Source organism: Vibrio sp. 10N.247.311.13 (assembly GCF_041467595.1).
In the GTDB taxonomy this organism is placed as follows: Bacteria; Pseudomonadota; Gammaproteobacteria; order Enterobacterales; family Vibrionaceae; genus Vibrio; species Vibrio crassostreae_C.
This window is the reverse complement of sequence record NZ_JBFSUX010000004.1, coordinates 133,846-160,132: the sequence shown is the minus strand read 5'-3', so window position 1 is coordinate 160,132 and position 26,287 is coordinate 133,846. Positions and strand designations below refer to the sequence as shown.

Here is a 26,287-nt window from a genome sequence, read left to right as displayed (position 1 = left end):
GTTGCTCGGCCAGTGAGGCTGCGAGAGTAACGAGTCTTTGAGTGCGTCTAGGGTCATTTAGATGGGCTTGACCGAACTGTTTTTGTGCCCAGAGGGTTGGCTCTATATAGGTCATGATAATCATCCTTGTCATTGCTTAGATGATCAGATCATGAAACCTAAAAATAGTTCAAAAAAAATCCCCAAGCGTGGCTTAGGGATTTGTGTATAAGAGACAGGCTTACTTAGCTGGCTTTGACTTCTATACGAATTGCTTTCTATGGCACACCGTGACCTTTAGATGCCACCCATACGCGATACCACTGTTCGCGCGTCAGCTCGATTTTCAGTGCATCAACGGCCGTCTTCACACGCTCAATCTTACCAGAACCAATAATTGCAATTGGACTAGATGGTAAACGACGAACCCAAGCGTAAATCACTTGATCAATGCTGTCTGCACCGACTTCTTGACGAATCGCCTCTAGCTCATCACGAACGCGAACCGCTTGCGCTGAATCACCACTGAAGATGCTACCACCACCGAGACAAGACCACGCCATCGGGCGAATGCGGTTCATCTGCAGTTGATCTAGCGTGCCATCATGAGCCACTTCGAAGTTCAATGGGTTGATTTCAACTTGGTTGGTCACTAACGGCTTACCGAGTCGAGATTGAAGCAGTTCGAACTGACGCGGTGAAAAGTTAGAAACACCGAAGTGCTTAACTTTACCTACTTTGTGTAGCTCTGCGAACGCTTCTGCTACTTCATCGGCATCCATTAACACTTCAGGGCGGTGAATCAACAATACATCGATATCGTTAACACCTAAGTGCTCTAATGAGTTATTTACTGATTGGTAAATATGCTGCGCGCTGGTGTCATAGTGATTGATCTTACGATCTGGAGTGTGGTCACCACATAGGTTGATATCGCACTTGGTGACGATTTGAATATCATCACGAAGGCTTGGTTCAAGCGCTAAAGCCTCACCAAACAACTTTTCACATTGGTAGTTACCGTAAATATCCGCGTGATCAACAGTTGTGATGCCAAGATCAATATGTTGCTTCAGGAAAGTCAGGCGTTGTTGCGGGGTCATGCCCCACTCTGCTGTACGCCAGTATCCTTGCACCAGCTCAGAAAGTTCTGGGCCTTGTGGCGCTATCGTTACTCTTGCAACCATGGGTTGTCTCCTTTATCAATACTGAACGTATCCTAATCTCGTTTTACCGAAGGCTCAACGTATAACAAATGGCAAAGCTAAACGCTTATTAAAAATGTGAGAGCCGCAGAAAAACGAACACTTAAATGAATTATAACTTGCTGTCTGCCCGCGAGCCGTTCTCCTGAAAGGCTTGTTTAGCCTAATAAATAACGAAACTATCTATAAATTTGAGTAATTAAAAACGATTAAGTTCAACCGTTAAGTTGTCACCATCACTCTGTAACTGAATCCAAGGAGAAGTAGAGCTAGAAGAAGATAAGCTAGGCACATTCCACACACTCAGTTGCTCTGCTGAACCGTGAGGCGCGTTGATGAATTCGACCAGCTGTTTATCCACCTTATCGAAACCAACACCTTCATTTCGAGCTTGTTCGAGTTGAGCTGTAACATCGAATTCATCTTCACCAATACGAATTGAACTGAGAGCAAAGCCATCTTGGCGAAGGTATGCCTGAAGCTTTGTGTAACTTAGGTCCGAATATGGCAGGTTTAAGCGAACTGTTTCAACGCTTGAGTCGCCCAGTTCCAGTTCCACATACACATCCAGATCGTAATATTGGGTTAAGTCACTGCATAACAGCGTATCTTCGATCTCACCACAATCCATCAACTCGATGTCGTTAATATAGTTTTGAGAATTCGGCTGACTTGGGCTGCTGTTAAATACTGTTCTTAGCCACCAGCTTTCGGTTGCTTGCGCTGAAAATGAAATAGCATTGAGGGACAGCATTAGAGGCAAGATTAGAACTTGAAAGATTTTCATCGACTGGGCTTATTTAGCGCTATATGAAGTGTCCATTATACGTGACCAAACGACAAACAACTGCTCGAGTCGCAAATTTTAGGCGAAAAAAAACGGGCATACATGCCCGCTAGATAATTTCATCACCGAATAACGTAATCCGTCACGTTGAGAACCATTACGAAAGAGAGAATATCACTCTCCCACAACAGTTACAAAATGACATACCCATTACTTGTAGCCACCTTCAATAGCAGGCTCTTCAAGCGACAATCTGACTTTGTTACGTTGAATAGCTTCTGGCGGCAAGCTGATGAAGCCGTATTGGTTCAAAACGACTTGATGATCTTGTGACAAGGTAAGCCCAACAAAGAACTCCTCTTGTTCCGTAAAGCCTTTGCGATGCGCTGGAATATTCAAGTACATGTAATAAACCGTTGCTAACGGGTAACGACCAGAGAGGATCGTTTCTTTGTTTAGGTCGTAGTTCACACCTAGGTTATCAACCACGCTCAACCATTTCACATCAGAGATCTGATCTGAGTAAACGGTGTAACCAATGGCGGCATCTTCGTCTTCAATCTTATTAATCAGATCAGGTAAATCCGCTAAGAACTGAGTATGGGCATATTCTCCTTCTGTTCCACATTCGACCCAACTTGAAAAGGTAGTATGGCCTTTCAGGTTGTGATCAATGGCAAAGGGCAACATATGAGTATCTAGGCTTTCACCGTTACGAATATCACTACTTGCTGACCATTTTGGATGTTTAGGATCGTTAGAACAACCAAACACATCAATTAATTCAGCGACGGTGATTGATGTCGCAGGGTTATTTTCATTGGCTAGAATCGCAATCACGTCAGCGGTAAACATCAGCTCTGTTGGCCTATAACCGTAACGCATATCAAACCTTGCCATCTCTTTGTCAGTCCACTTTTTGGAAGTGATACCAACACGCGAGCGCTGCATGATCATCTGTTCTGGGACGCTGTCACTCAACAAGATTTCTAAGTCGATCTCTTGGCTCTTAAGCAGATCTTCTACAAGCCCCTGCATATTCGGCTCAATCGCGACCAAACCAATGTCACTGGCATCATTTGCAAATGTCGATACAGAGAACAACGCAGGTACAGCAGCAAGCAGCAAGCCCGATTTATTAGCTAGACATTTCATTACTGGCCTCCTACTGGATCAATCGACGTTTTAGACTCAACATCGCTATTACTATCGAGCTGCATTTCTGAAGTGAAGATGTTCCAAGATGGGTTCACTTCCATGCTTTCTGTTTTAATCACCGCGATCGTTCTACGCTTACGCTTGTGAAGATGCTGAGTTAAGCTGGTTATCTGAGTAAACTCTTGTTCAAAGATTCGCTCACCATTGATGCCTCTATCAATCAATGCGTCTCGAATCACGCCCGTTCTTTTCTTGGCCAATGCTTTGTTATACACGTTTGTACCTTCAGCACTGGTATCTCCGACCAAGGTAACCGAAGCATCAGGCTGCTCTCCTAGTAAACGCACCAACTCATTTAATACAGCGGTATGATCAGGTTTAAGGTCATACTTATCAAAATCAAATGCCACACTTAATACTTCAACGTCTTCGACAATTTTCCAATTGGCACACCCTTTAATGTCTACCGTTACACCTTCTGGCGTATCGGCACATAGATCTCGCTGGTTAATCACACCATCTCGGTCATTATCCGCTAAGTCATCAATTTGGTGGCGTGTCATTGTCGTATCAGGCGTTTCTGCACATCCCATTAGCAAGATAGAGCTAAGTAGCGCTAGTTTAAAATATCTCATTACTTATTCTCCCCTTGCCACTCTTCTGGATGTTCAATCCTCAACGCATACGTCAACATACCCATCGCATTTAACACTCGATAAGCCGCTAACGTTTGATCATATTCAGTGCTGATGAAGTTTCTTCGAGCCAAAAACACTTCTACTTTTGCATCCAGTACATCAAGAAGGCTTCGTCTGCCAACATTGAATTGCTGGATATAGCCAAGCTCTGCAATTTTCGCTGCATCAACATTCTGTTGAAGTAAGGATTTTTGCTGCTCAAGCATTTTGTAAGCGTTCCAAGCCAGTTGTGTACCTTCTCGAACCTCACGCTCTGTTCGTAATCGGATCGCCCTTGCCTCTTCCACTCGCCAAGCTGACGATTCAACCCTGGAGTCGGTAGAGAAGCCATTAAACAGGTCATAATCCATCGTCAACATGATACGTGCATCTTCATCGACACCGCCTGGCGGGTTAGATACGTTGTCATTCTTATTGGCATGAAGCTCAAGTTTTAGTTCTGGGTAGTAATCCCCTTTCTCGCGGCGCATCTCTTTACGAGCCGCGTCGATATCAAGCAAAGAGGCTTTGATTTCAGGGTGATTCTCGACAGCTTGTTCAAGTGCGACCTGTGCTGAGCTTGGTAATAGAGCGTAATCAAACCGGGGGTAAACCAAGTTCACCGCAGGTTTGCCAACCAAGCGTAGATACTGAGTTTGCAAATCAAACAGGTTGTTCTGAGCGGCGATAAGTGAAGACTGCGCGGTCGCGACACGGGCGGAGATTTGAGCCAGATCCGAGTTGCTACTCAAGCCTTTGCTCTTTTTATCTTGGATATCTTGATAGATCTCTTGGTGCTCTTTTACATTACGCTTAGACAATTCAAGTAGCGTCTCTGCTTTTAGGATATCGAGGTAATTTCTCACCACATCTAACGATACGTTTTCAGCTCGCGAAATCAGAGTTAGACGCTCAGCTTCTGCTTCGAACGTCAGTCGATCGACATTCGATGTGGTTTTAAAACCATCAAATAGTAACTGGGATACTTTAACGCCAATTTCCGTTCTCGTTAGGCCTCTATCATCGCTATCGAGTTTGCTGCCACTGTTGTAGCGTGTCTCTTCATAGCCTGCTGCCGCGTACAAGTTCACTTGTGGCATATACAAACCACTCGCAGCGTCTCCGTCTCTGACCACCGATTGGTATCGGGAGTATTGCGCCAATATCTCTGGGCTATAGTCGATGGCAAAGGCCACGGACTCTTCTAATGAAGCTGCTTGAGACAGCCCACTCATTAGCAAGCAAGAAGAGAGTAAGAATTTTGAATGCATTACACTTCCTTTTATATTTATGCTTTAACCCACTTCATCGTTCACGAAGTGAGTTTTCCTTAGCTCGTAAAATAGGTTTTAACCAATAACTCAATACTGTTTTCTCTCCGGTTAATATATCGACCGCGACTTGCATCCCTGGGATAATGCTAAAGGCAGAGTTTTGTTGCTGGTCTTCGTTTAACTGAATATGGGCACGATAATAGGCGTTTCCGTCTTCCGTTTGTAAGGCGTCGGCACTCACGTAAATCACCTCGCCTTTAAGTCCGCCATAAATGACGAAATCATAGGCCGTGAATTTAACTGTCGCACCCAGCCCGTTATGAACAAACGCGATATCTTGCGGAGAGATTCTCGCTTCAACAATCAGGTCACTGTTTGATGGGATGATCTCAATGATTGGCTCGCCGGGACGAACTACACCACCAATGGTACGCACAAAGATCTCTTTGACTGTGCCATCAACGGGCGCAACAATTTCGGTACGCTTGAGTTGGTCGGCAATCGCCTGCTGGCTTTCGTTCAGCTGCGCTATCTTGCTCGCCACTTCATTCAACTGGCCTTGCACTTTGGTACGAAAATCTAAAGCGATACTTCGATGATCCGCTATCGACTCTGAGTAGGCAGCTATCTGCTTCTGCGCTGCTACTTTTGAGCTAGCAATATCACCTTTGAGTTTGACTACATCACGGTTGAGTTTAAGTAGCTCAACTTCCGCAACAGCACCGCTCGCTACCACGTCTTTCAGCATGTTGCGCTCACGAATCACAATCTCGAGGCTGCTTTCAAGAGTCTGGATATTATTAAACGTATCGACACGAGCTTGGTCTTGTTGCTCGATACGAAGTGCCGCCTCTTCCAGTTCAGACTTCAACTGTCCTAAACGTTCTCGGTAGTTCGCCTTGGCATTCATTAACGCAGGGTGGCTTGATACATCAACCGCAATATCTTGAGGCACCAAGACCACTCGCTCATACCACTCTTTCGCATCGTTATTTAAAACGACCGTCGACAGCTCAGCCTTTAATCTTAATTGCTGAGCAAGCAAGGTATCCGCTTGTTGAGCCGACTCTAAAAACGCCGCCTTAAAACGTGTGTCTTCTAACTTAGCTAGAGGTTGCCCCTTCACTACAGATTGGCCTTGTCGCACCATGATCTCTTGAACCAGTCCACCTTCTAAGCTCTGAATGGTTTGCACCGAAAGACTTGGAACGACTTTACCTTCACCGATCACGACTTCTTCTAATGTTGCCCACGTAGCCCAACCGATAATTGATACAATGAGTAGAGCACTCAACCAAATCAGCTTTCGAGAGCGGAATGCTAAGTGGTTGTTGGTCCATTGAATATCATTACTCATGACGACCTCCCTTCACCACAGATACCGTCTTAAACCGGCTCGTACCTTTAGGTACACTTTTCTTCTGTAAAGAGAGAATTTCTTTAGGTTCACCTTCTGCCACGATTTGACCTTTATCCAATACAATCACTCGATCACACATCATCAAGAATGAAGACTTATGGGAGCTGATTAGCATTGAGGTTTCTCTCGGCATACTTTGAAGTGCATTAAAGAACTGAATCTCGGCCTTCTTGTCTAGCGCGCTGGTGGGCTCATCCATGATCAATAACTTTGGACAACGATACAGAGCTCTCGCAATGGCAACGGCTTGGCGCTGACCACCAGAAAGTAACCGACCACCCTCACCGACAGGTGTTTCAAGGCCATTGCTTAGGCGCCCCATGTAACCATTCAAACCCGACTGTTGAAGAGCTTGTCTTAGCTTTTCTTCATCAACGTTGGTCGCACCAAGCGTAACGTTGTCGTAAACACTGCCAAAAATAAGATTAGTGGTTTGCCCTACCCAACCCATGCCACTACGCAGAACGCTGGTTGGCCATAATTGCCCATCGATTTCTTGATAGAAAGCTTGTCCTGTTGTTGGCAAATACTGGCGCGCAACAATCGATAGTAGAGTTGTTTTACCCGCGCCTGCCGCACCGACAAGACCAACTCGCTCACCCGGTTTGATCTCTAGGGAAATCTCCTTTAATGCAGGGCTTTGAGTCTCTGGATAAGTAAACGTCACTTCATCTAACCTAACCCCACCATCAAAGTCTCCTTTGTCGATAACTTGGTGTTTGGACTCTTCCTGAGGTAGCTCCATAATCTGATTCAGCCCTTCAACGGCCGAACGTGTTTGCTGGAACCTCAGCAATAGAAGAGAAAGCTGGTTCACCGAACTTGCAGCGCGCCCACTCAACATCACAACGGCTATCAAACCACCCATACTCAGCAAGCCTTCAGAGATCTGATACACGCCGAAGATGATCAGAGTGATGGTAACGATCTGCTGACTGGACTGAATAGAGTGCGTCACGATATTGGAGTAATGACGAGATTGAGTCTGCCATTGAGAGAGCGACGAAATCGTCTGTTCCCAACGCTTCTGGGTAATACCCTCTGCATTGTTTTGCTTGATATCCGGAAGGGTTGTTAAGCAATCAAACAGCTGGGCTTGTCTTTGTGTCGAGAGACGTGCGGTTTCATCGAATGTTTTCTCGACCTTGCCTTTCATCGCGATGCTCAGCACAATCAAAACAAGCATGATCGCGACAGGTATGAACATCATTGCGCCACCGAGCCAGCCGATAAGCAGTAGGAATAACAAAGTGAATGGCAGATCGACTAAAGTGACTAACGAGATAGAAGTGAAGAAATCTTTCACGCTATCGAAGTCTTGAAGCTGTCTGGCAAATGCGCCTACCGATTGAGGTCGATTTTCGAGCTTCATACCAAGGACTTTCGAGAACAGCTGAGAAGACAACTTGTTATCAATATAGCGCCCAGCCATATCAGTCACAGAGCTTCGTGAGCTTCTCAATACCCAATCAAAAATAACAACGATACCAACGCCTGCTGCTAATACCCAAAGCGTGTTAAACGCTTGGTTTGGCACAACACGGTCGTACACATTCATGGTAAATAACGGAACCACTAGCGCAAGCACGTTGATCAAGAACGAAGCGATAAACAGATCGCGATACCAAGGCTTCACTTCTTTGACCACCCGCCACAACCAACGGGTGTTGGATTTACTGTCATTGCGCTCATGTGCCTGAACACGGGCGTCATCAAGCGCTTGAGCACCCACTTGCCAAACAAATGCATCCACTTTAATGACTAAGTCTTTAAGGAGAATTTGTTGGCTTAAGTTGGATTCACAATTCAATACTTGAAAGTCGCCAACGGAGCTTTGGGTTACGACAAGAGGAGACCCTGTCGCGGACTCAACAGCAACAACAGGGAACTGACATTGATTCAATAATTCTTTTTTAACGTGGCTCAGCGTTAACCCCGATTTCTCAATCGCTCTTGGAAAAAGGGATTCATTGAGCCTGCCTTCATTTAAAGGTAGGCCAGACACTATTTTGGAAGGGTGACTGCGAACATTAAAATGCTCACACAACCACTCAACACAAGCTAGCCAGCTGTCTTTTTGTTCTACCAATCTAAACTTCCTTTTATAGACTGTACATCTAACTTACAGCGTTAAATTATTGTCTTCTATCATTTTTTGTAAAATTTGTGCTTCTAATGCACTGCTACTGTCACCTTGATACAGATCGTCGTACGTGACATCAGCTAGCAAGATGTTTTGTTGAACGTCTTCGTCACCATTAGGTTTAATAGAAATGGTCACACCTTCACCAGATTCTTCTAAATCTAGATATTGTGTTGCCCCTAGCCCTGTATTAAGCCCTAGGCTTCCCAAAATACCCGAGAGGTCAATTGCATCAGTGTCTGGAGACGCATCAAAATCTTGAATCACATCGTAGCTTGGTGCTTCTGCACTCCCTAAGCCTGAAGATGCGAACACAAAATTGTCAGAGCCTGTACCGCCAATCAACAGATCGTTATCATCTGTCGCGGTAATCGTAGAATCCCCTTCAGCGACAAACTCAATCGATACGGTTTGGGGTAACCCGACCGCTTGGTTATTGCCTATCTCTGCAGACGGCTCTATCGTTAGGTCAAATTGATCACCACTGTTGTAGCCCCCGGTAATCGCTAGGTTAGGCACATCTGCCAAGTCCACCACATATTGACCATCGACCATAGAGCCGTGTGAGAACGTCAAACCTGCGGGAATATCATGAATTGTAATGAAGCCCACTTCTGAATCAGCAGGGTTTACAAGAGAAAGGTCTAAACCAAGAGGAATCGTGCCACTTGCTTCTGCCACGATCGAAGAATATTCAACGCTCAATAACGGTGCATCAGGCTCTGGTGTGATAATAAGCGTCATGTCTTGCGAGCTCGGGTCACCCGTGTCGACCACTAACTCACCGAGTACCGTATTTTGATCAACCGTTCGGCCGGTAATCGTAATATCGAGGTTACCAAACGCATCGCCTGCAAAGAATTCGAGCTCATCAACAGAACTTGCTTTAACGAGGATCGTCGCCTGTATGATGCCACCAACACGGGTGAAAGAACTGGTTTCTGATCCAATTCGAATTCGGTCTAACCCAACTAACCCTGATGGGTCCGAAGTTCCATTCACTGTTACCGTAATCGCTAAAAACTCATCACTGTTAGTTTCAAAGCTATTGGCATCAAGAGGAATCACGATGCCATCATCTTCACTTCCAGTGAGCTGTTCAGGTAAATCGAAGAACTCAACTTTGTCACCTATAGGGTTAACACCTACAGTAAATTCAGATTGTGTATAACGGATATCCGTCGTACCAATTTCTTGAGTAATCGCCTCTAGAGACAGATTAATGTCACCACTAAAGTCTCTTGGTGGCAGAATGACTAGATTAGATAACTGACTTGGATCTAACTGCCACTCATAGGTAGGGTTTCCATCGAAGGTACCGCCATCAGCACCATTGTTTGGAACCAACTCATAGTTGTCTCCGATTTTAATAGCGACAACTGCGCCTTCAGGAACTCCCTTTAACGAAAGCGACATGTTTTCAGAACCATCTTGGTCAATGAGCTCTGCGCTAAGTGATGACAATGAAATGTAGTTATCCTCGTCGCCGACTATATCCTCTGTCACCAAGTTCGCCGCATCAGCGACTGGCTCAACGGTGATCGTGACTACGGTCGTTTTATCTTGCGTATCCGTTTCAACGACACAATCCGCTTCATCGGTAATATTTGCAGTTACCGTGAAGGTGATATCGCCGCTGTAATGTTCAGGTGGTGTTACCAACACATCACTCAAGCGGCTAGGATCCGTTACCGTCCAAGTACCATTGCCATTATCAACTAACAACCCGGTGTCAGTTGGAGTTTCAGACAAGGTCGCTCCATTCGAAATGCTCACCGTTAGAGAGTTAACGGTTTCTTTACCGGTAGCGCTATTGCCTTCACCAGTGATTAATTGTCCATCTTCAACGCTATCACCAAGAACCAGTTCAAGGTTAAGGTCTGTCGCGATGTCTTCTTGAATGGTTGTGGAGTCGGCTTCAACCGTAATGTCATCGACCACAGGCAGAACTTGGATACTAATGGTTTGGGCCGTCGTCACCGTATCACCGCTACATGGTGAGGTCTCAATTGTCTCTATGGTGAAATCAATACACCCTGCAAAATCTTCATCCAAGCCCGTTAACGTTAGTTTCGAGAGTCCATCTGCAGTGATCGAGTAACCAACTACTTCGCCAGCCGCGTCATATTCCGCAATAACACCATCACCCGAAATCTCGACGCCTTCAGGAAGAGAATCGGCAGGAATATAGAAAGAGATCGTATTGTCTGGGTCATTCGCTACATTAGTATTGAGCAAGCCCGTTAAATCGATATCTTCACCTTCATTAGTCTTAATATCACCACCCGGTTGAATGGGACTTGGTGGGCCAACAGGGTCACAAGAACCGCCACCGCCGTCATGACCAGTAATTTGCAGCGGGAAAGTCGCATCAATATATCTCGCATCATCACCATCAATCACACGAGCACGAACCACAATATCCAGTACCGGAGTATCACTTGGGCTGGAAATCGTCGCATTATCTAAAATGTACGCTGCGAGTTCTTGGAAAGAGTCACTCGTTAACCCATCCGCCGATATGATCCAATTCCCAGAGCTATCTTGCGCAGCACCATTAGGGTGCTCAACAATCAACGAATTGCCGTCGGGAATCTCGATCAAAATATAATCTAGGTACTCTGACCCATCGATATCCGCGTCGACGAACGTCACGGCGTTAGAGATATCAACAGGCGAGCCATCTGTACTCTGTAACAGCTCTGTAGAGCCTTCTAATCGAGTATCTAGCTCGACACGAGCATCGACAGTCACGCTAATGGATCCGGTAATATCTTTAATATCCGTTGCACCAGTTGGAGAGGTATCCGTGACTTCATAGGTGATAGGAATTGAGAATGTTCCGCTTAAATCTTCTGTCGCTGTAACAGAAAGCCTGCCGCTGCTTAGAAGATCCGAAAGCGTTGGCGTTGTTGAGTCCAGTAGAGTATCCAAATCTAAGCCTGAAGCTGGGACCTGAATAACACTCCCATCAAAATAAAGAGTGAGATCTGCAGGTAGGCTATCAATGACATATCCCGTCAAGGATTCGCTGCCATCAATATCCTGATTCACTGAAGGTTCAAGGTTCAGGCCGATTTGACTGTCTTCGATGCCTTGAGTACTGACCACTTGACCGTCTTCTTGATCAACGACCGGCGCTAGCTCTACTTTAAGTGTCATAGGAAACTCGCCCGAATCACCATCGGGCTCAGTTGAGATAGCAATAACGGTCAGTTCTAATTCACCACTAAAATCAAGAACTGGCTTGAGATACAGATCATCCAGTTGAGCGTTAGAGACTTGGAATACGGGCCCTGTCACATCATCAACATACGCAATCGTCAGCGATACTGGTTCGCCCAACGCATCCACCAGCAAAGTGCCTTCAGGAATGTTAGTAAGCAGTATGTTGATCTCTTCTGAAACATCGTCATCCGTCGTTTGTATGAGGAAGTCGAGCTGTATTAACCCATCTTCATTCAAGACCGATTGGTTGCTGATGACTTTACTGTCACTGTCGTATTGCCAATGACCATTACCACCGTCTACCGCGATAGGTTCATCCACAACACCTTTCAAAAAGATATTGATGGTTTTTGTATCACTTGACGCTTGCCCATTGATAGGAATAAGTGAATCGATCGTCGACTCAGTCGCTATTGCTGTTACGTCTATTGACAGATCTTCAGTAAAGGAACTGATGTCTTCTTTAGGCTGAATATAAGCAACACCATTGGCGATAGCTTCGGCAGTGACTGAATAGGAATTATTGCCTATCTTTGCGGTACCATCACCTTCAACAGACCAGCCATCTTGAACTTGGATAATATAACTTAACGATTCAGAACCATCGGTGTCCGCCAAAGCGCCTTCAATAACGTCTTTGAGGTAAATAGCTTCATCCTCTAGTCCCTTGTAGTCTTTAACAGACACATGAGGAGTATCAGCATCAGGTGAAATATCGACAGTAACGGTATGTACAATACTTGCCGTTTTATCATCTGGGTCAGCGAATGAATTGCCAGACTCTGTTGCAACCGCAGTAATCTCAAACTCAAAGCGACCCGCTAGGTTGTCGTCAGCCCTGATTTCCATTTTATCAATCTGAGCCTGTGTGTAAGATTTCCCTTCTTTGACTGCGTTGCCATTTAACGTCAAATTCAAGCCGTCAGGAATCCCACTAATCTGGTAGCTCAATGTTTCTGACGTATCTTGATCCACCAGCTGAGCTGTTATGTCCAAACTGACTGGGTCTGAGTCATCTTCTACTGAATGATAGGAGAATACGGAAGCCGACCAATCCGGTGCATCAGCCACCGGTAAAACAGACACTGCAACATCAGCCGTCAGTTCTTTAGGATCCGTATCAGTGCTAATGATTGCGTTGATCGCTAGGATAACCGTTGAGGTGGTATTGGATTCATGAAGCGCGGGACGATAAGTCAACTGTCCATTAGGCCTAGTGAACTGACTATCAATCGCTGCCAATTGACTTCCAGACAAGGTGACCTTGCCGTCTACAACTTGAAGCAACACCCCATCAAGGTACAAGCTACCACCGTTTAGCGATGCTTCTGAGAACTCGATAGCGGTAACAGTTTCACTTTGGTCAATATCACCAGTTGAAACACTAACGACAATTATCGCATCGTTATCTTCTGTGGTTTCCGAATCTTCATAACGGATAAAGCCTTCGTTATCATCTAGAACAAGTGTGGCACTACTAGTGACTTCATCGCCGTCTGTATCTCGGACTAGGTACTCAATTTCATCCACTAACTTAGGATCATTTGGATTTGTAGCTACATTTTGATTTGTAATTAATTGATAGCGACCATCTGAGTGAAGCGTAAACTGACCATACACGGTACCATCAAAACTATTAATCAAATCAATCTCGATTGACGTAATTGCATCAGTAAAAGTGTAGGTAGCACCACGATATTCGAAGCTAACAATGACGGCACCATCAGCCCCAGTAAACTCTTCGGTGAGGAATTGGCCACTCAGATCATCTCCCTCAACTAACTCGATAGAACCATCTCGAACAGTCGGCACATCATCTTTTACGTTGACAGAATAAATAGCAGGATCTGAGCTGTCTCCATCCGCATCATTGACCACTAACTCAAAATTCAGTTCTAACTCGTTCTCACCATTATTTCCATACTCGTGATCTAATGGTGCATAGAGATCAAACTCAGTGGTCCCATCATTATTAAAGCGAATCCTAAATACGTTATTGCCGTCAGTGTCTTGCCCATAATACCAACCATCAGAATCAACAGCTTGAAGGGATATCGCTTTACCGGCACTGGTGTAGCCAAGTGAATCAAAAGCAGCGGTGTTGACCGTGACAGAAACAACATCATCAGAGCCTTCGATAATACCCAAAGATGGGCTACTATCTTCGACTCCAACTGGCTGACCATCTCCTAGCAAAGCATCTTCATCAACTGAGATGCTTCCAGTCACCGAAATTTCAGGGTCTTTACCGTCATAGATTTTTATTTCAGATTCTTGCGTGTCTCTCGAACCATCGGAATCAATGGTGACGATAAAAGCTGGAATCGTCAGTTCAGTGTCTTTTGAACCAGAGCCATGATCAATGGACTGATACAGCTCAATAACGACATCAACGTTTGTAGAGCCATTGGCTTCAAGGCTGAAAGGATCGGGAAATTTGATTCTGAAAACAGCATCGCCGTTACTAAGAACCGCATCAAAGGTACCATTGCCGTTATCGCGCCAAGTTAGCGCTTCACCATTGCTGGTTACCGCAACACCATCGTTATCTAGAACAGCTGGTGTCGTTTCTACATCCAAACCCAAGAAAACCAGAGAGTCATTGCCCGCGGTAACAGCTAAGCTCACGTTTGCTGTTGACCCAACTCCCGATGGAGTACTATCAGCAACAGGAATTTCACTCAGTTCAACCGTTCCAGAGCCAATCGTTGGCTCACCGCCATCAGTCACTGATACATTCAGGGTTAATTTGGTTTCATCGTTGTCATCATCTCTAGCGGTAACAACAAATGGAAGTTGGTCTGTAATGTTATCTTGGTCGAGTCCCTTAAAGAGTTCAAAAGTATAAGTAACATCAATATCCGCCTCACCTGAAGGAGAGGCAAAGCTCAAGGTGAATGCTTTATTGTCAGCACTTTCAGAACCAACATAGCCAGTAAGTTCACTTCCATCCGCAGAGACCACATAAATGATCTGTACACCGCCACTAAACAACTGCGGCTGATCTCCAACATCAAAAAATACAGACTCAACAAAGTCACTTCCGACGTTGAGATTGAAAGTGCCAGTATCAGAGACACTGCCATTAATAAGATCAGATTCGTCCACAGCAGCATTGCTAGTTGAAGTTAGTGCCGGGTCGACTCCATCTTGGATAATCCAATCAAACTGCCCTTGTTCCAGAGCAGTACCATCTAAGTCTTCTCCATCGATGATAAGTGGTAAGGTAATAGAATCGTTGCTGATCAGGTGGTTTATAGGCTGATCTAGAACTAATGTGACGTCTGCGAGAACATCAATCCCACTGGCAACTGCGCTCAACGATAGCGTGAATATCGTTTCACCATTTGCTTGTGCGGTAATCGTTTTACCATCATTGGCTAACGTGTAAGTTAGAGGAAACTCCTCGTCCCCAGTCGTAAAACCCAGAGCATCTAACTGCACAAGGGTATTGGCATTAAATACAATCGAGGCGGGATCTGGATTGTCTGAACCTGCGGAAACAGTAAACTGACCGACTACAGTTTGGACTCCATCAGATACGTCACCTTCCGTACTGGTCGTTGTCCCATCTACCACTAATCCCGCATCACCATCGAAAATATCGATAACCGCGGTGCCATTTCCGAAGTCGTTACTGCTATCGCCAGCGACGTAGTTGAAACTGATGCTTTGAGCTACCGTGTGATCTAAGTTTCTGTTGGCGACAAACGTCCAGTGACCATTTGCAAAGACGGTTAAAACACCTTCATCAAGAGTAAATGAGACCGGAGCGCTGCCTGAAATTGTTTGTGTCGTCCCATCAACTTCAACGCTTCTTATAGTTAGCTGGGTATCGAGATCGATGTCGTTATTCAACACGTTCCCTGACGCAATCTCACCCTCGATCATTTGATAAGACTCATCAAAAACCAGAGGTTCAGAATCTTTGATGACAATAGGTAAACGTCCTATCACTAACTCCGTTGTACCATCAGCATCGGTTTGCAAACCTTCGATGAGCAAAGCCGTCAGAATTGAATCTAACCCAGCTTCCTGATCAATCGCCTTATAAAAATTGATATTTACGTTGCTGCCGGAAATTGACGCATCGAATACTTTTTGCCCATCGCTTCGTGTGCCAATGAGGCTTTGTTTATCAGCCGATACAGCAACGGTTATCGATAGGGTTTGAGAAGTTAGTGACTCTGCGATGCTTTGATCATCGCTAAAAGAGAAGTCCGCATAATCGATGCGAATATCAGAGGTCTGAGTTTGATTTCCAAAAATCCCGACAACAGTTTCTGAGAACACAACCGACTCGGGCAGTATAATGCTTGGCATATCATCGATAGCTTGATTGCCTACCGTATTGAAAACTTTGGCATCAACCGTCCATTCTGACGCCAAGTTTAGGGACGAGACATCTATATTTTCAACAACCCAATTACCTGATGCATCAACAACACCCTCAAACACAAGAGTCTGAGAGCCATCATTAACTTCAATATAAACAGGAAGACCTTCGGCAACATTGGTTGTGCCTTGCATGGTTGTAAGTTGGCCGCCACGAAATGCCAAAATACTAAAACCGTCTAGCGTATCAATGTCTATAACAGGCGAAACAGTATCAATAACAATTTGCCCTGCGCTATTTATTGCAGAAGCAGGGTTACCGGCAACGTCAACAGTGTCAGCCTCAATTTGAATGCCACCATCGGAAAAGCTGGTTAGATCCACGCCTTCAACTGACCAAGCACCATCAATCACAGTTGCCGTCAGAACAATGACATTCGTTGTGCTGTCAGAAATACGAATATTGACCGTTTGGCCATCTTCTACGTTCTGTACCGTACCAAAGAATTTAGCCGACTGAATTTCGAAGCTATTGAGGACACCGTCGCCACCATCATCAACCGCAGCGGTGATGTCCGCTAGCGTATCTTTCACGATCGTGTCGGTCGCTGTTGTAGGGTTTCCAGCAATATCGATAGTATTGGCAACAACGGTTAGCTCACCTTCTGCAAAGCTTGAGTAGTCTTGAAGAGTCAGAGTCCAAGTTCCGCCGGATACTTCCGTTGTGTATTCTTGTATCGTTCCTTGGCTATCGGTAATTGAAATGTTGATGGTTTGCCCATCTTCTACATTGGCAATCGTACCAACTAGCTCCCCATTCGATATTTCAAATTGATTGTAAAACTCATCACCAAAGCCATCGAAGTCAACCTCAATGTTGGCTAATGTGTCTTTGATTGTGGAATCGTTAGCTGCAATGCTATTGCCAAAATCATCAGCAATGACAGCATCGACTTGAAGATCCCCCTCCTCCAATGAAGAGAGGTCGACGCCATTGACGACATACGTTTCATCGCTTGTGATGGCTGTGGTGGTTACTGTGTTTCCGTTAACATCAGTGATGGTCAGAACAACGGTACGCCCGTCTCGAACATCCACTGCCGTGCCCGTAATCGTGACACTTGGTACTTCAAACTGATTTTCGTAACCGTCTCCACCATCCAAAATATCAACGGTTAATAGTGCACTAGGTAACAGAATATCAAGGTTACCCTCATTCGAGGTTGTATCTTCGTCGGCATATTCTGCAGGACGCGTATCAAAACCCGCCTCAGCGAGCGTTTCATCTAAGGTGGAACGAACATAAACAATAAAAGAGGCGCTGGAACTAGGTTGGTCATTTACTGAGTTAGGCTGTTGAGGTGCGCTTTCAATGTTGTTGACGAGTTCGGTGACCACCTTTTCCAACTGTTGTTCAACTGCGGCGATTTGCGGTTCGGTTAGGGGCTGAGCCTCTTGTAAATTCTGAGGTTCAATGCTGACGACTTGCACGCCTTCAACTTTTGGCTGCGTAGCAGGTAATTGAAGCCAAGTCCCATCAGGGAATACTTGCCACACAACACCACCAACTTCGATATATAAAATAGGATCCATCCTAAACCTCTTCCTTACAAAAACGCTGACCTTGAGAACATCAATTTACTCAATAAAAAACCGGAGAAATCAGCACACTCTCTTTAGTTAATACTAGCAAACAACAAACCATTAACAGTTAATTATCACTAATACGCTGTAAAGTAAACCGATAGGCTGTGACTGCATTCAGTTATATCTATCGTCACAAAATACATTCAATGAATGTGTCATAATTTTGAAATTACTGGTTAATTTTCAAGGAATGTCATGACTGCAACGAACTATCTCAATCAATTGAATCAAAAGTATCTTGCGACTCATAAAGCGAAAGAAGACTTCTTTTGGGATACATATATGGGGATCAGTGACGACCACGATGGTTCGACACTCGCGCAGACTCAGTGGACGGAATTTCTAAGCTCTGCCGAACAGATTACTGCTATCGAAACGCAACTCGCTGCTATTGATGAAATTCAAGATCCTCTCGAAAAAGAGAGTGCGCTGACAGGCTTGAATGGTTGGTTGGCGACCTTTAGATCTCACGCTATTGAGTCTGAGCAGTCACAGAAGCTTAAATCCGATCTCATAAAGTTTGAGGCTGAACTGTTTGAGAAAAAACAGAATCATGTAATGACTTACGTAAATGAAACAGGTGATGAAACAGAAGGATCGCTGCCCGTTTTAGGTTCAGCCGTTAGAAGTAATGGTAATGAACAAGTTAGGCTTTCTGCACATCAAGCATTATTAGATTTAGAGCAATGGCTGCTGGTTAACGGCTTTATTGAGCTGATCAAAAAACGTAACCAATTTGCTCAATCACTGGGGTTTAAAACCTTCTTTGATTACTCGGTGGTAAAAACCGAACAGATGACGACAGAACAACTGTTTACGATTCTGGATGACTTCGAAGCACGCACGCGTGATAGCCATCAGCAAAGCCTAGCCAATTTGGCAGAGCAGAAAGGCGAGAATGCACTTCAAGCCCATAACTTTACCTACTCTTTTGCAGGTGACGTTATGAATGATCTTGATCCTTATGTTCCGTTCTCAAAGTCACTTCGACGCTGGATTGAATCTTTTGGTCGCCTCAACATCGAATACTCTCAAGCGACATTAAAATTGGATCTGCTTGATCGTAAAGGTAAGTACCCTAATGGCTTCTGCCATGGCCCTATCCCTTCTTTCTATGACCAAGATGCTTGGGTTGCGGCCCAAGTTAATTTCACTAGCAACGCTAAGCCCGATCAAATAGGCAGTGGCTATGATGGGATTAACACACTATTTCACGAAGGTGGTCACGCGGCGCATTTTGCTAATGTAAAAATGAACTCCCCTTGTTTCTCTCAAGAGTTTGCGCCGACTTCGATGGCTTATGCTGAAACACAATCCATGTTCTGCGACAGCTTGTTAAATGACGCTGACTGGCTAAAACAGTACGCTCTAAATGCGGACGGGCAACCTGTGCCAGATGATCTAATTAAAGCCATCATCGACAATAAACAGCCCTTCCGAGCTTACCAAGAACGCAGCATTCTTGTGGTTCCATATTTCGAGCGAGCCCTGCACGAATTAGCTGATGAAGACCTCACGCCTGAAAAAATCACGGCACTTGCTCGTAGCAGTGAAAAGGCAATTCTTGGATTGTCTTGCAGCCCTCGTCCACTAATGGCGATCCCTCACTTATTGTCTGATGAAGCATCTTGCTCATACCAAGGTTATCTATTGGCTCATATGGCGGTGTATCAAACACGAGCTTATTTCACCGACAAGTTTGGTTACTTAACAGATAACCCAGAGATCGGGCCTTTGTTGGCGAAACACTATTGGCATAAAGGCAATAGCGTGAACCATAACGGTACAATCGAAAGCCTGACTGGGGAAGGTTTTAATGCCAAATATCTCGCTGACGAGTGTAACTTATCGCCAGAGGAGGCTTGGGCGATTGAGGAGCAAAAAATCAAACAGCTGTCGACAAGAGAACGTGCACCAGTCGCGGATTTGAATGCGAAGGTATCGATCGTTGATGGAGCAACTGAATTAGCGAATAATGCAAAGTCGAATGACCAAATGTGTGATGATTTTGAGCACTTTATTATTGAGCAATACGGTCGATAGATTGAGTTTTAATGCTAATGAAAAAGGCAAAAATGAGTAGTGACATAACTCATTTTTGCCCCATTGTAAGCTAGACCTTTTACTCATTCATATCCTGTTCATGGGGTTTTTCCCTACTAGAAGTTATCCATTCTTCTAATGCAGTTCGCCGTGAATCCCCGTGTTGTATCACGGGGGTAAATTCGACCAACCTATAGGCACACGCAATTCAATATTACTTTTTAGAGCATTACAAATTCACTGTGATGTATGTTCTGATTGCGTTAAACTGTAAGTAGTTCAATATTTAGGAAAAACATCATGATAATAAAAGAACTGCACTTAAACGGAACTAGTCTCGGCTCCAAGGTCAAAATTAACAATGTATCTTTTGACCGTCTTAATGTTCTTGTTGGTGTTTCGGGTGCGGGTAAGACAACTATCATTTCAGGTTTAAGTAGCTTGATAAGTTTAGCTGAAGGTGGAAAGTCTAGAACTATAGAGTGGACTTTGCATTTTGAAGATGACCTAAAAAGAAATGTTTTTTGGAAAGGACAACTTTCTCAAGCTATTGAGTATGATGCAGAAGGGAAAGTATTCAGTAAATTTGTCAATGAAAGTCTGACAATAGACGGCACCCCCATTTTTTCTAGAGACGAAAAATCTGTTATTTTTTCTGAGAAAGAGCTTCCACGTTTAGATGATGATAAAAGCTTACTATTTCTTTTAAGACAAAGTACTGAACTAAAAGACGTTTTCAAATCGTTAACATCAGCTGTACTAATATCCGTAGACTCTGAACTGTTTTCAAACAACATGACTGTGCCTTTAATTGACGGAAAAATTCATAAGGAAGTACTAGCTCGAAACGGAAACCTTAGTATTAAGAAGCTATCAGCTCAATTTAAAGAACTAACATGTAGAGAGAAGATCTATTACGCATTTAAGTATGATAAAGATGCTTTTGATGAACTAGAATTCATATATACAAACATATTTCCAGAAGTAAAAAAAATAACTCCACGTTTAATAAAGACTCATACTGAAAGTTCAGATGGAAGACGAGTCATATTCATTGAACTAGACTTAAAAAATGGCCAAAAAATAAATCAATCCCAGATATCTTCAGGGATGTTTAAAGCTATGATGCTCCTTTCTGAATTACAGTTCGGAAACAATAATTCACCAATAATCATCGATGAAATTGAAAATAGTTTAGGTGTTAACTGTTTACCCGATATATTGTCAGAATTACAACAAACATCAAATCAAGTAATCATTACATCCCATCACCCAAGGGTGATCAATGATATACCAAAGAGCTTTTGGAAAGTTGTATCGAGAGGAAAAAACGGCGACATAACTACATACCCAGCAAGCGAAGTGCTTGATTTTGATAGTAATCATGACAATTTCCTTTTACTTATGAATAGCAATATCTATCGAGGGTATGAATGAAGCTATATTTCTTAGTAGAAGGACTTTCGTCAGAGATGCAAGTCTACCCTGAATGGGTTAAGCACATAATACCTGATTTAGAGACATTCACTAAGTTTAGTGATTTTAAAGCATCTAGTTCGGGGTGCTTCTTTTTTTCAGGTGAAGGTTACCCTTCTATATTAGGCCATATTGGGAATGCTATAACTGATATCACTGATGACGGCAGTGTAGATTACTTCTTTGTAATTTTAGATGCTGATGAAGATAGTGTTGATGTTAGAAAGCAATTCATATTGGATGAAGTAAATAAAGTTGAATTGCCTGAGCGATTACATGTTGTTCCTGTAGTTCAAAGTCGTTGCTTCGAAACTGTTTTGTTGGGTAATTCTAGTGCAATACCTCGGTTTGCAAAGGCAGAGCCTTTGATCAGCTACTTTCAATATTATAATGTCATCAAAGATGACCCTGAACTGATGGGCCGTTATAATGTTGATTTTACTCATTCACAATTTCATGCCGCATATGCTATGAAGGCCTTGAGAGAGAGAAGGATTAACTATTCTAAATCTAACTGTAGCGCTGTTGCTAACCCTGATTATTTTTCGAAAATATGCTTACGTGTAAAAGAATCAAAACACCTATTGTCTTTAGTACCATTAATTGAGGCACTTGAAGAAGTAGCTAATAAGATGAAATAGGCATGATTAAGCTTTAGGGTTAGTGATTATTTAATAGAGGGCAAATGCCCTCTTTTTATTTTAACCTCGATATTGACCTAGCAATTTTTAGAAGTTGTGTAGAGGTCTTGATTTCCAATTCAGATTGAATCCCCAATAAAGCAATTCCTGCTAGTATTTTCTGTGGCCTGACAACTTGTCCAGTTGGCAATTCCATTCTGTCATACAACATTTTGAATTGCTCCCAATCCTCACAGACGCTGAGCTCCCGACCTTTGGCCATTCTCATAAGCCTTCTACACTCTGGAGGGATTGGGTTACCTTCATCCCAACCCGTGACAGTCCTCACAGATTTAAAACACAGTTCAGCGACCTCTTCCTTGGTCATTTGGCATTCTAATTCTCGAAAAATGTAATTCTTACTCATTTCGCGATACTTCAATGATAAAACCCCTAAATACAAGAGTTTGCACTACATTTATAAGATATGCACTATTAAACATAATCAGACAAAGTGCGCACTGTACGAAGGCGCACTAATTGACAAGTTTGCCTTATAAAAAGTTATTCATGAATTGCTAATATTAAATTTTGCGAAAATGATTTCTGTCCAATAGTTACTTAGGACAAACCAACATACTACAATAGGAAATTTTTCCGGCTTAGTTATTCGTTATCTTCACTCAATGCAAATTTGATCTCGTCAGAAGAGAACCCCTTTCGACTTAGCATCGCGTAAGCCTTAGAGCGTTCTTTATGATCGTTTAGGTCATAAGGCTTCTTCTGCAACTGTTCTAAACAAGAAGAATAGAAATCTAGCTGCTCTTCATTAATCAATCGGTCGATGAGCGATGACAGCTCACTTGTGTCGATTTGTCGTTGTCTAAGTTCTTGCTGAATGGCGGTCAGGCCCTTGCCTTTACGAGCATACTTGAGCACCTCTTTTTCCAAATCGGCTTTCTCGGCCTTAATTTGAATGTTACTTTTCAGTTGATGCGCTTGTGGGTGCTGGTCAATCGCTACCTTAACTTGTTGATAGCTAAAGCCACGCTTTTGCAGTGTCGCAACCAGCTTTTCACGGCTCATGGTAAAGCTTGAATAGTAGTGGTTGATTCGGTCTATCAAGATGGTTTGTTCATCAATAGACTTTTCGAACGACACTTTATGGATTGCATCAGAAATCACTGAATCGGTCAGCCCCTTCTTCTTCAGTTTTTCGACAATGTATCGAGAACCGAATTCACCAGAGAAAGCTTGTTCCACGAATTGTTCTGCAAACACTTGGTCAGACTTGAGATACCCGAAGCCTTTCAAAGTATTCAACGTTTCATCGATCCATTCTTGATTGTCGGTTTTCACTTTGAGCTTCGCCACTAACTCGCTTTCCGTCATGTCTCTCTGAGTTAAATGCCACATCGCAGAGTTCATAACACTTTCAATTCGCGTCGCTTTTCTTACCGTTGTATTTCTAGTATTCGTTTTTTGCTGTGAATCGTCCATTCGATTTCAACTTTCCAGATTAAGCCTACCCCATCATAACGTAATTCTAAGGTGGTTGAGTGACATAAAAGAATGAAGCTCAACATAAGCGGCAGCCAATAAAAATGGACGCTTGTTCAGCGTCCATTTGATATCACATTAAGAATGATGGCTCTAAGCCATGCTTAGCTTTTTCGTAATAGCTTTTCATACTAGATCTTTCGTTTAGTTCTCTTCGTGATTGTAAATATGTACATCTCGTTGAGGGAATGGAATCGTGATGCCTTCTTCATCGAAGCGTTTCTTCACGGTTTCCGTTACATCCCAGTACACATCCCAATAGTCATCAGTCTTAACCCAAGGTCGTACTACGAAATCAACAGAAGACGTATTCAAGGTATGAAGCTTGATCATATGCTCTGGTTTTTTCAACACTAGAGGGTGTGCAAGAATGATGTCGTTCAATACCGCTTTCGCTTTATCGATATCATCTGAATAACCAATACCGAAAACCATATCAACACGTCTTACACGTTCTGCCGTGATGTTGTTGATCACGTCACCCCAAATCTTGTTGTTTGGGATCACCAAGCGTTGGTTATCAATGGTTTGAACAGTCGTCGATACTAAGCTCATGTCTTTTACCGTGCCTTGCACGCCTGCCACTTTAACCATGTCACCGACGTCATAAGGACGGTAGATCAAGATCATCAAACCCGATGCAAAGTTAGATAGTGTGTCTTGCAATGCGAAACCAATGATGACACCGGCTACACCGAAACCAGTAAGAAGAGGTGCTAGCTCTATCCCTATTTGAGACAGTGCGATAAGCAAACCAATAAACACGACCGCTTTAGATGCGATGGATACAAAGAAGTCCTGCATCAATACACTGAAGTCCATTTTAGAGTGCGAAACACTCTTACGAACGGTTTTGCGAGCCACGTTAGCAATAAGGCGAGTTACATACAAAATACCGAGAAACAGAGCAAGTTTAACGATAAAAGAAGGGGTATTTTCAAAAGCCCATGAACTGAACGAACGAAGCCAACCATCCAACAGCTCCAGTGCAACATCAACATCCAACACATCGGCGTTAATGTCACCTGTCGTCGCTAGCAAAACACGTTTGTACGAAGTCACATCCACGCCAAACGGTTCCATTAGCGTGATGGTTTCTTCTAAGCTCGCCACCATGACACTGGTTCGCTCACTGAAGCGTTCAAGCTCAGTTTTAATCGTCGCTTTCTCTTCTTCACTTACATAAGATAACCGGCGTTCTAAATCTTGACGTTGTGTATCCGTGTATAGAATTGCATTAGTAAGATATTGAGAACGAGAAACAAGTGCCGTTTTGAGCTCACCTTCAGGAACCGCAACATCAACATCACGCTCTTTCGACCAATCTAATGTCTTAGCAAGCTGCTGATAATAGACATCCATCATTCCGATTCGTTTTTGAATACGCAATTCAAGGCGTTTTTTAGCGTCACCTTCAGCTGAACGGTTTTCTTTACTCATTGAAACGATTTTAGTTTCATTCAACGACAGCAATTTTTGTAGCAGTTCGACCTGCTGAGCAAGAGTGACATCCAGCCCCTCTTTTTTATCTGACGATAGCTGTGAAAAAATCTCTTCGCGTAGGCCCTGATTCTTACGCCTTAAGATATCTTCAAGAAAGGGCTTCTCAGCATCATGCGCCGTTTCTAATGTTGCTAGATCGAGCATTAACTGATCTTGTACTTCTGCGATTTTCTCAACGCTCTGCGCATAACTTCCAAATGCGACAAACGCCAACATTAACAATAGACAACGCCAAACCTTCATCATATTAATTCCTATCACTGTCTAAATTGACCCTATAAATAGTAGTAAAAAGAATATGGATAACAAGCATTTAAACGTATGTTATGTTAAAAATTCGCAAATTATCAGCCTGCTTCTAATATTTGAGAGTTCCAATCCCCTCTTATGACCTGTAGAGTACGCATCCAACAAAGAACAACAGCCAATATCTTCATTCGAGCACAGCACTAAAGCGCCCTAAATACGATGTTGGCTCACAGCAAGAGAGCATAAAAATGAACAACGAACTTGATATTATTGAGTCTCTAGAAGAACTAGAGCAATTCCTAATTTCAGTGGAAGCTGGCGGTTTAGGCCTTGAAGGCGTTGAAGGTGTAGGCATGGCAACCAATAATTCAGATGGTCGTCACTTCGTTGCTGTATTCAATAGCAGCCACAAAGTTCTGCTTGCTCGCTGGATCACCAAAGAGGTGTTTGATAACGGTAAAGACTTGGTACGTAACGGCCCTCGCCGCACTCACTAAGCCTTTCCAATAGCACCAATGATTAAAGCCCAACACGTTCACTGACGATCTGTTGGGCTTTTTTGTATCGCCTCATCTTGGTTAGACCACTCGATACAGAATAATTAGCGATAACTTTCAGTTGTTGTGAACTTTAGCTAGAACTCTAGGTCGTATTCGCGTGAATTGGTGTTTATGCGTCGTTTATCGTGTACCTGCCGTTTTCCGCGTTTATACATAGTTTCACTTTAACCATTTTATGACTTGTGGCGCGAAGAGAACTTATCTAAGCTAGCCACAATTCAATGAGCTGGCTTTAACTAATAACAAATTTGATTACTGACTAATTTGCTGAACACATCACTACTTTTCTTATCCACAAAGAACCGCCGACAAAAGCATTCGCTTTGGGCGCTCTTCCTTACCGGACTGGTTATCGTAACTTGTCTGGCGAGCACTCTGGCCGTAAAGAAAGTATCGTTATCTGCATCCGCTAATGGTCAATCA

General features: G+C 43.6%; 16 protein-coding genes. 4 read left to right on the top strand and 12 right to left on the bottom strand.

Annotation, left to right across the window (positions count from 1 at the left end; genetic code table 11):
• The 9 genes from AB6E52_RS03380 to AB6E52_RS03340 form a co-directional block, all read right to left on the bottom strand.
• The coding region (locus AB6E52_RS03380) for a transposase DNA-binding-containing protein (protein WP_372189943.1) at nt 1-106 on the bottom strand (106 nt) is incomplete at its 3' end.
• Nucleotides 107-257: 151 nt separating this feature from the next.
• The gene (locus tag AB6E52_RS03375) at nt 258-1,166 is read right to left on the bottom strand and encodes an aldo/keto reductase family oxidoreductase (RefSeq protein WP_102321360.1); all 909 of its coding nucleotides are present in this window, start codon (nt 1,164-1,166) and stop codon (nt 258-260) included.
• A 217-nt stretch (nt 1,167-1,383) separates the two neighbouring features.
• On the bottom strand, nt 1,384-1,971 hold the full coding sequence (locus AB6E52_RS03370; protein ID WP_102321359.1) for a hypothetical protein: 588 nt from the start codon (nt 1,969-1,971) through the stop codon (nt 1,384-1,386).
• A 210-nt stretch (nt 1,972-2,181) separates the two neighbouring features.
• Entirely contained in the window at nt 2,182-3,126 is a 945-nt protein-coding gene (locus tag AB6E52_RS03365; RefSeq protein WP_017059474.1) for a PstS family phosphate ABC transporter substrate-binding protein, read from the bottom strand.
• The gene (locus AB6E52_RS03360) at nt 3,126-3,764 is read right to left on the bottom strand and encodes an OmpA family protein (RefSeq protein WP_017059473.1); all 639 of its coding nucleotides are present in this window, start codon (nt 3,762-3,764) and stop codon (nt 3,126-3,128) included. Before AB6E52_RS03360 ends, AB6E52_RS03365 begins: the two co-directional genes overlap by 1 nt.
• Entirely contained in the window at nt 3,764-5,077 is a 1,314-nt protein-coding gene (locus tag AB6E52_RS03355; protein WP_102321358.1) for a TolC family outer membrane protein, read from the bottom strand. The genes AB6E52_RS03360 and AB6E52_RS03355 overlap by 1 nt, the downstream gene beginning before the upstream one ends.
• 34 nt (nt 5,078-5,111) lie before the next feature.
• Nucleotides 5,112-6,437 carry an HlyD family type I secretion periplasmic adaptor subunit gene (locus AB6E52_RS03350; protein ID WP_017059471.1) on the bottom strand — a complete coding sequence of 442 codons (1,326 nt, stop codon included), beginning with the start codon at nt 6,435-6,437 and terminating at the stop codon, nt 5,112-5,114.
• The gene (locus AB6E52_RS03345) at nt 6,430-8,589 is read right to left on the bottom strand and encodes a type I secretion system permease/ATPase (protein ID WP_102321357.1); all 2,160 of its coding nucleotides are present in this window, start codon (nt 8,587-8,589) and stop codon (nt 6,430-6,432) included. The genes AB6E52_RS03350 and AB6E52_RS03345 overlap by 8 nt, the downstream gene beginning before the upstream one ends.
• A 33-nt stretch (nt 8,590-8,622) precedes the next feature.
• Nucleotides 8,623-17,799 (bottom strand): RTX toxin, encoded by a 9,177-nt coding sequence (locus AB6E52_RS03340; RefSeq protein ID WP_102321356.1) that lies wholly within the window; start codon nt 17,797-17,799, stop codon nt 8,623-8,625.
• A 249-nt stretch (nt 17,800-18,048) separates the two neighbouring features.
• Here AB6E52_RS03340 and AB6E52_RS03335 point away from each other — a divergent pair, with 249 nt between their 5' ends.
• The 3 genes from AB6E52_RS03335 (at nt 18,049) to AB6E52_RS03325 (ending at nt 22,013) form a co-directional block, all read left to right on the top strand.
• Entirely contained in the window at nt 18,049-19,896 is a 1,848-nt protein-coding gene (locus tag AB6E52_RS03335; RefSeq protein WP_102321355.1) for a M3 family metallopeptidase, read from the top strand.
• 300 nt (nt 19,897-20,196) lie between these two features.
• Nucleotides 20,197-21,333, top strand: coding sequence for an AAA family ATPase (locus AB6E52_RS03330; protein WP_102321354.1), 1,137 nt, complete (start codon nt 20,197-20,199; stop codon nt 21,331-21,333).
• Nucleotides 21,330-22,013, top strand: coding sequence for a hypothetical protein (locus AB6E52_RS03325; RefSeq protein WP_102321353.1), 684 nt, complete (start codon nt 21,330-21,332; stop codon nt 22,011-22,013). The genes AB6E52_RS03330 and AB6E52_RS03325 overlap by 4 nt, the downstream gene beginning before the upstream one ends.
• A gap of 55 nt (nt 22,014-22,068) precedes the next feature.
• Here AB6E52_RS03325 and AB6E52_RS03320 read toward each other — a convergent pair whose 3' ends face one another.
• The 3 genes from AB6E52_RS03320 to AB6E52_RS03310 form a co-directional block, all read right to left on the bottom strand.
• Entirely contained in the window at nt 22,069-22,434 is a 366-nt protein-coding gene (locus tag AB6E52_RS03320) for a phage protein (RefSeq protein ID WP_102321352.1), read from the bottom strand.
• A 224-nt stretch (nt 22,435-22,658) separates the two neighbouring features.
• Nucleotides 22,659-23,492 (bottom strand): RecX family transcriptional regulator, encoded by an 834-nt coding sequence (locus AB6E52_RS03315; RefSeq protein WP_102321351.1) that lies wholly within the window; start codon nt 23,490-23,492, stop codon nt 22,659-22,661.
• A gap of 204 nt (nt 23,493-23,696) precedes the next feature.
• Nucleotides 23,697-25,301: a mechanosensitive ion channel family protein gene (locus AB6E52_RS03310; RefSeq protein WP_017062731.1), complete on the bottom strand. Its 1,605-nt coding sequence runs from the start codon at nt 25,299-25,301 to the stop codon at nt 23,697-23,699.
• A 251-nt stretch (nt 25,302-25,552) separates the two neighbouring features.
• On the opposite strand from AB6E52_RS03310, the gene AB6E52_RS03305 reads away from it, so the two are divergent.
• Nucleotides 25,553-25,801 carry a hypothetical protein gene (locus AB6E52_RS03305; protein WP_017062732.1) on the top strand — a complete coding sequence of 83 codons (249 nt, stop codon included), beginning with the start codon at nt 25,553-25,555 and terminating at the stop codon, nt 25,799-25,801.
• Nucleotides 25,802-26,287: the final 486 nt, after the last annotated feature.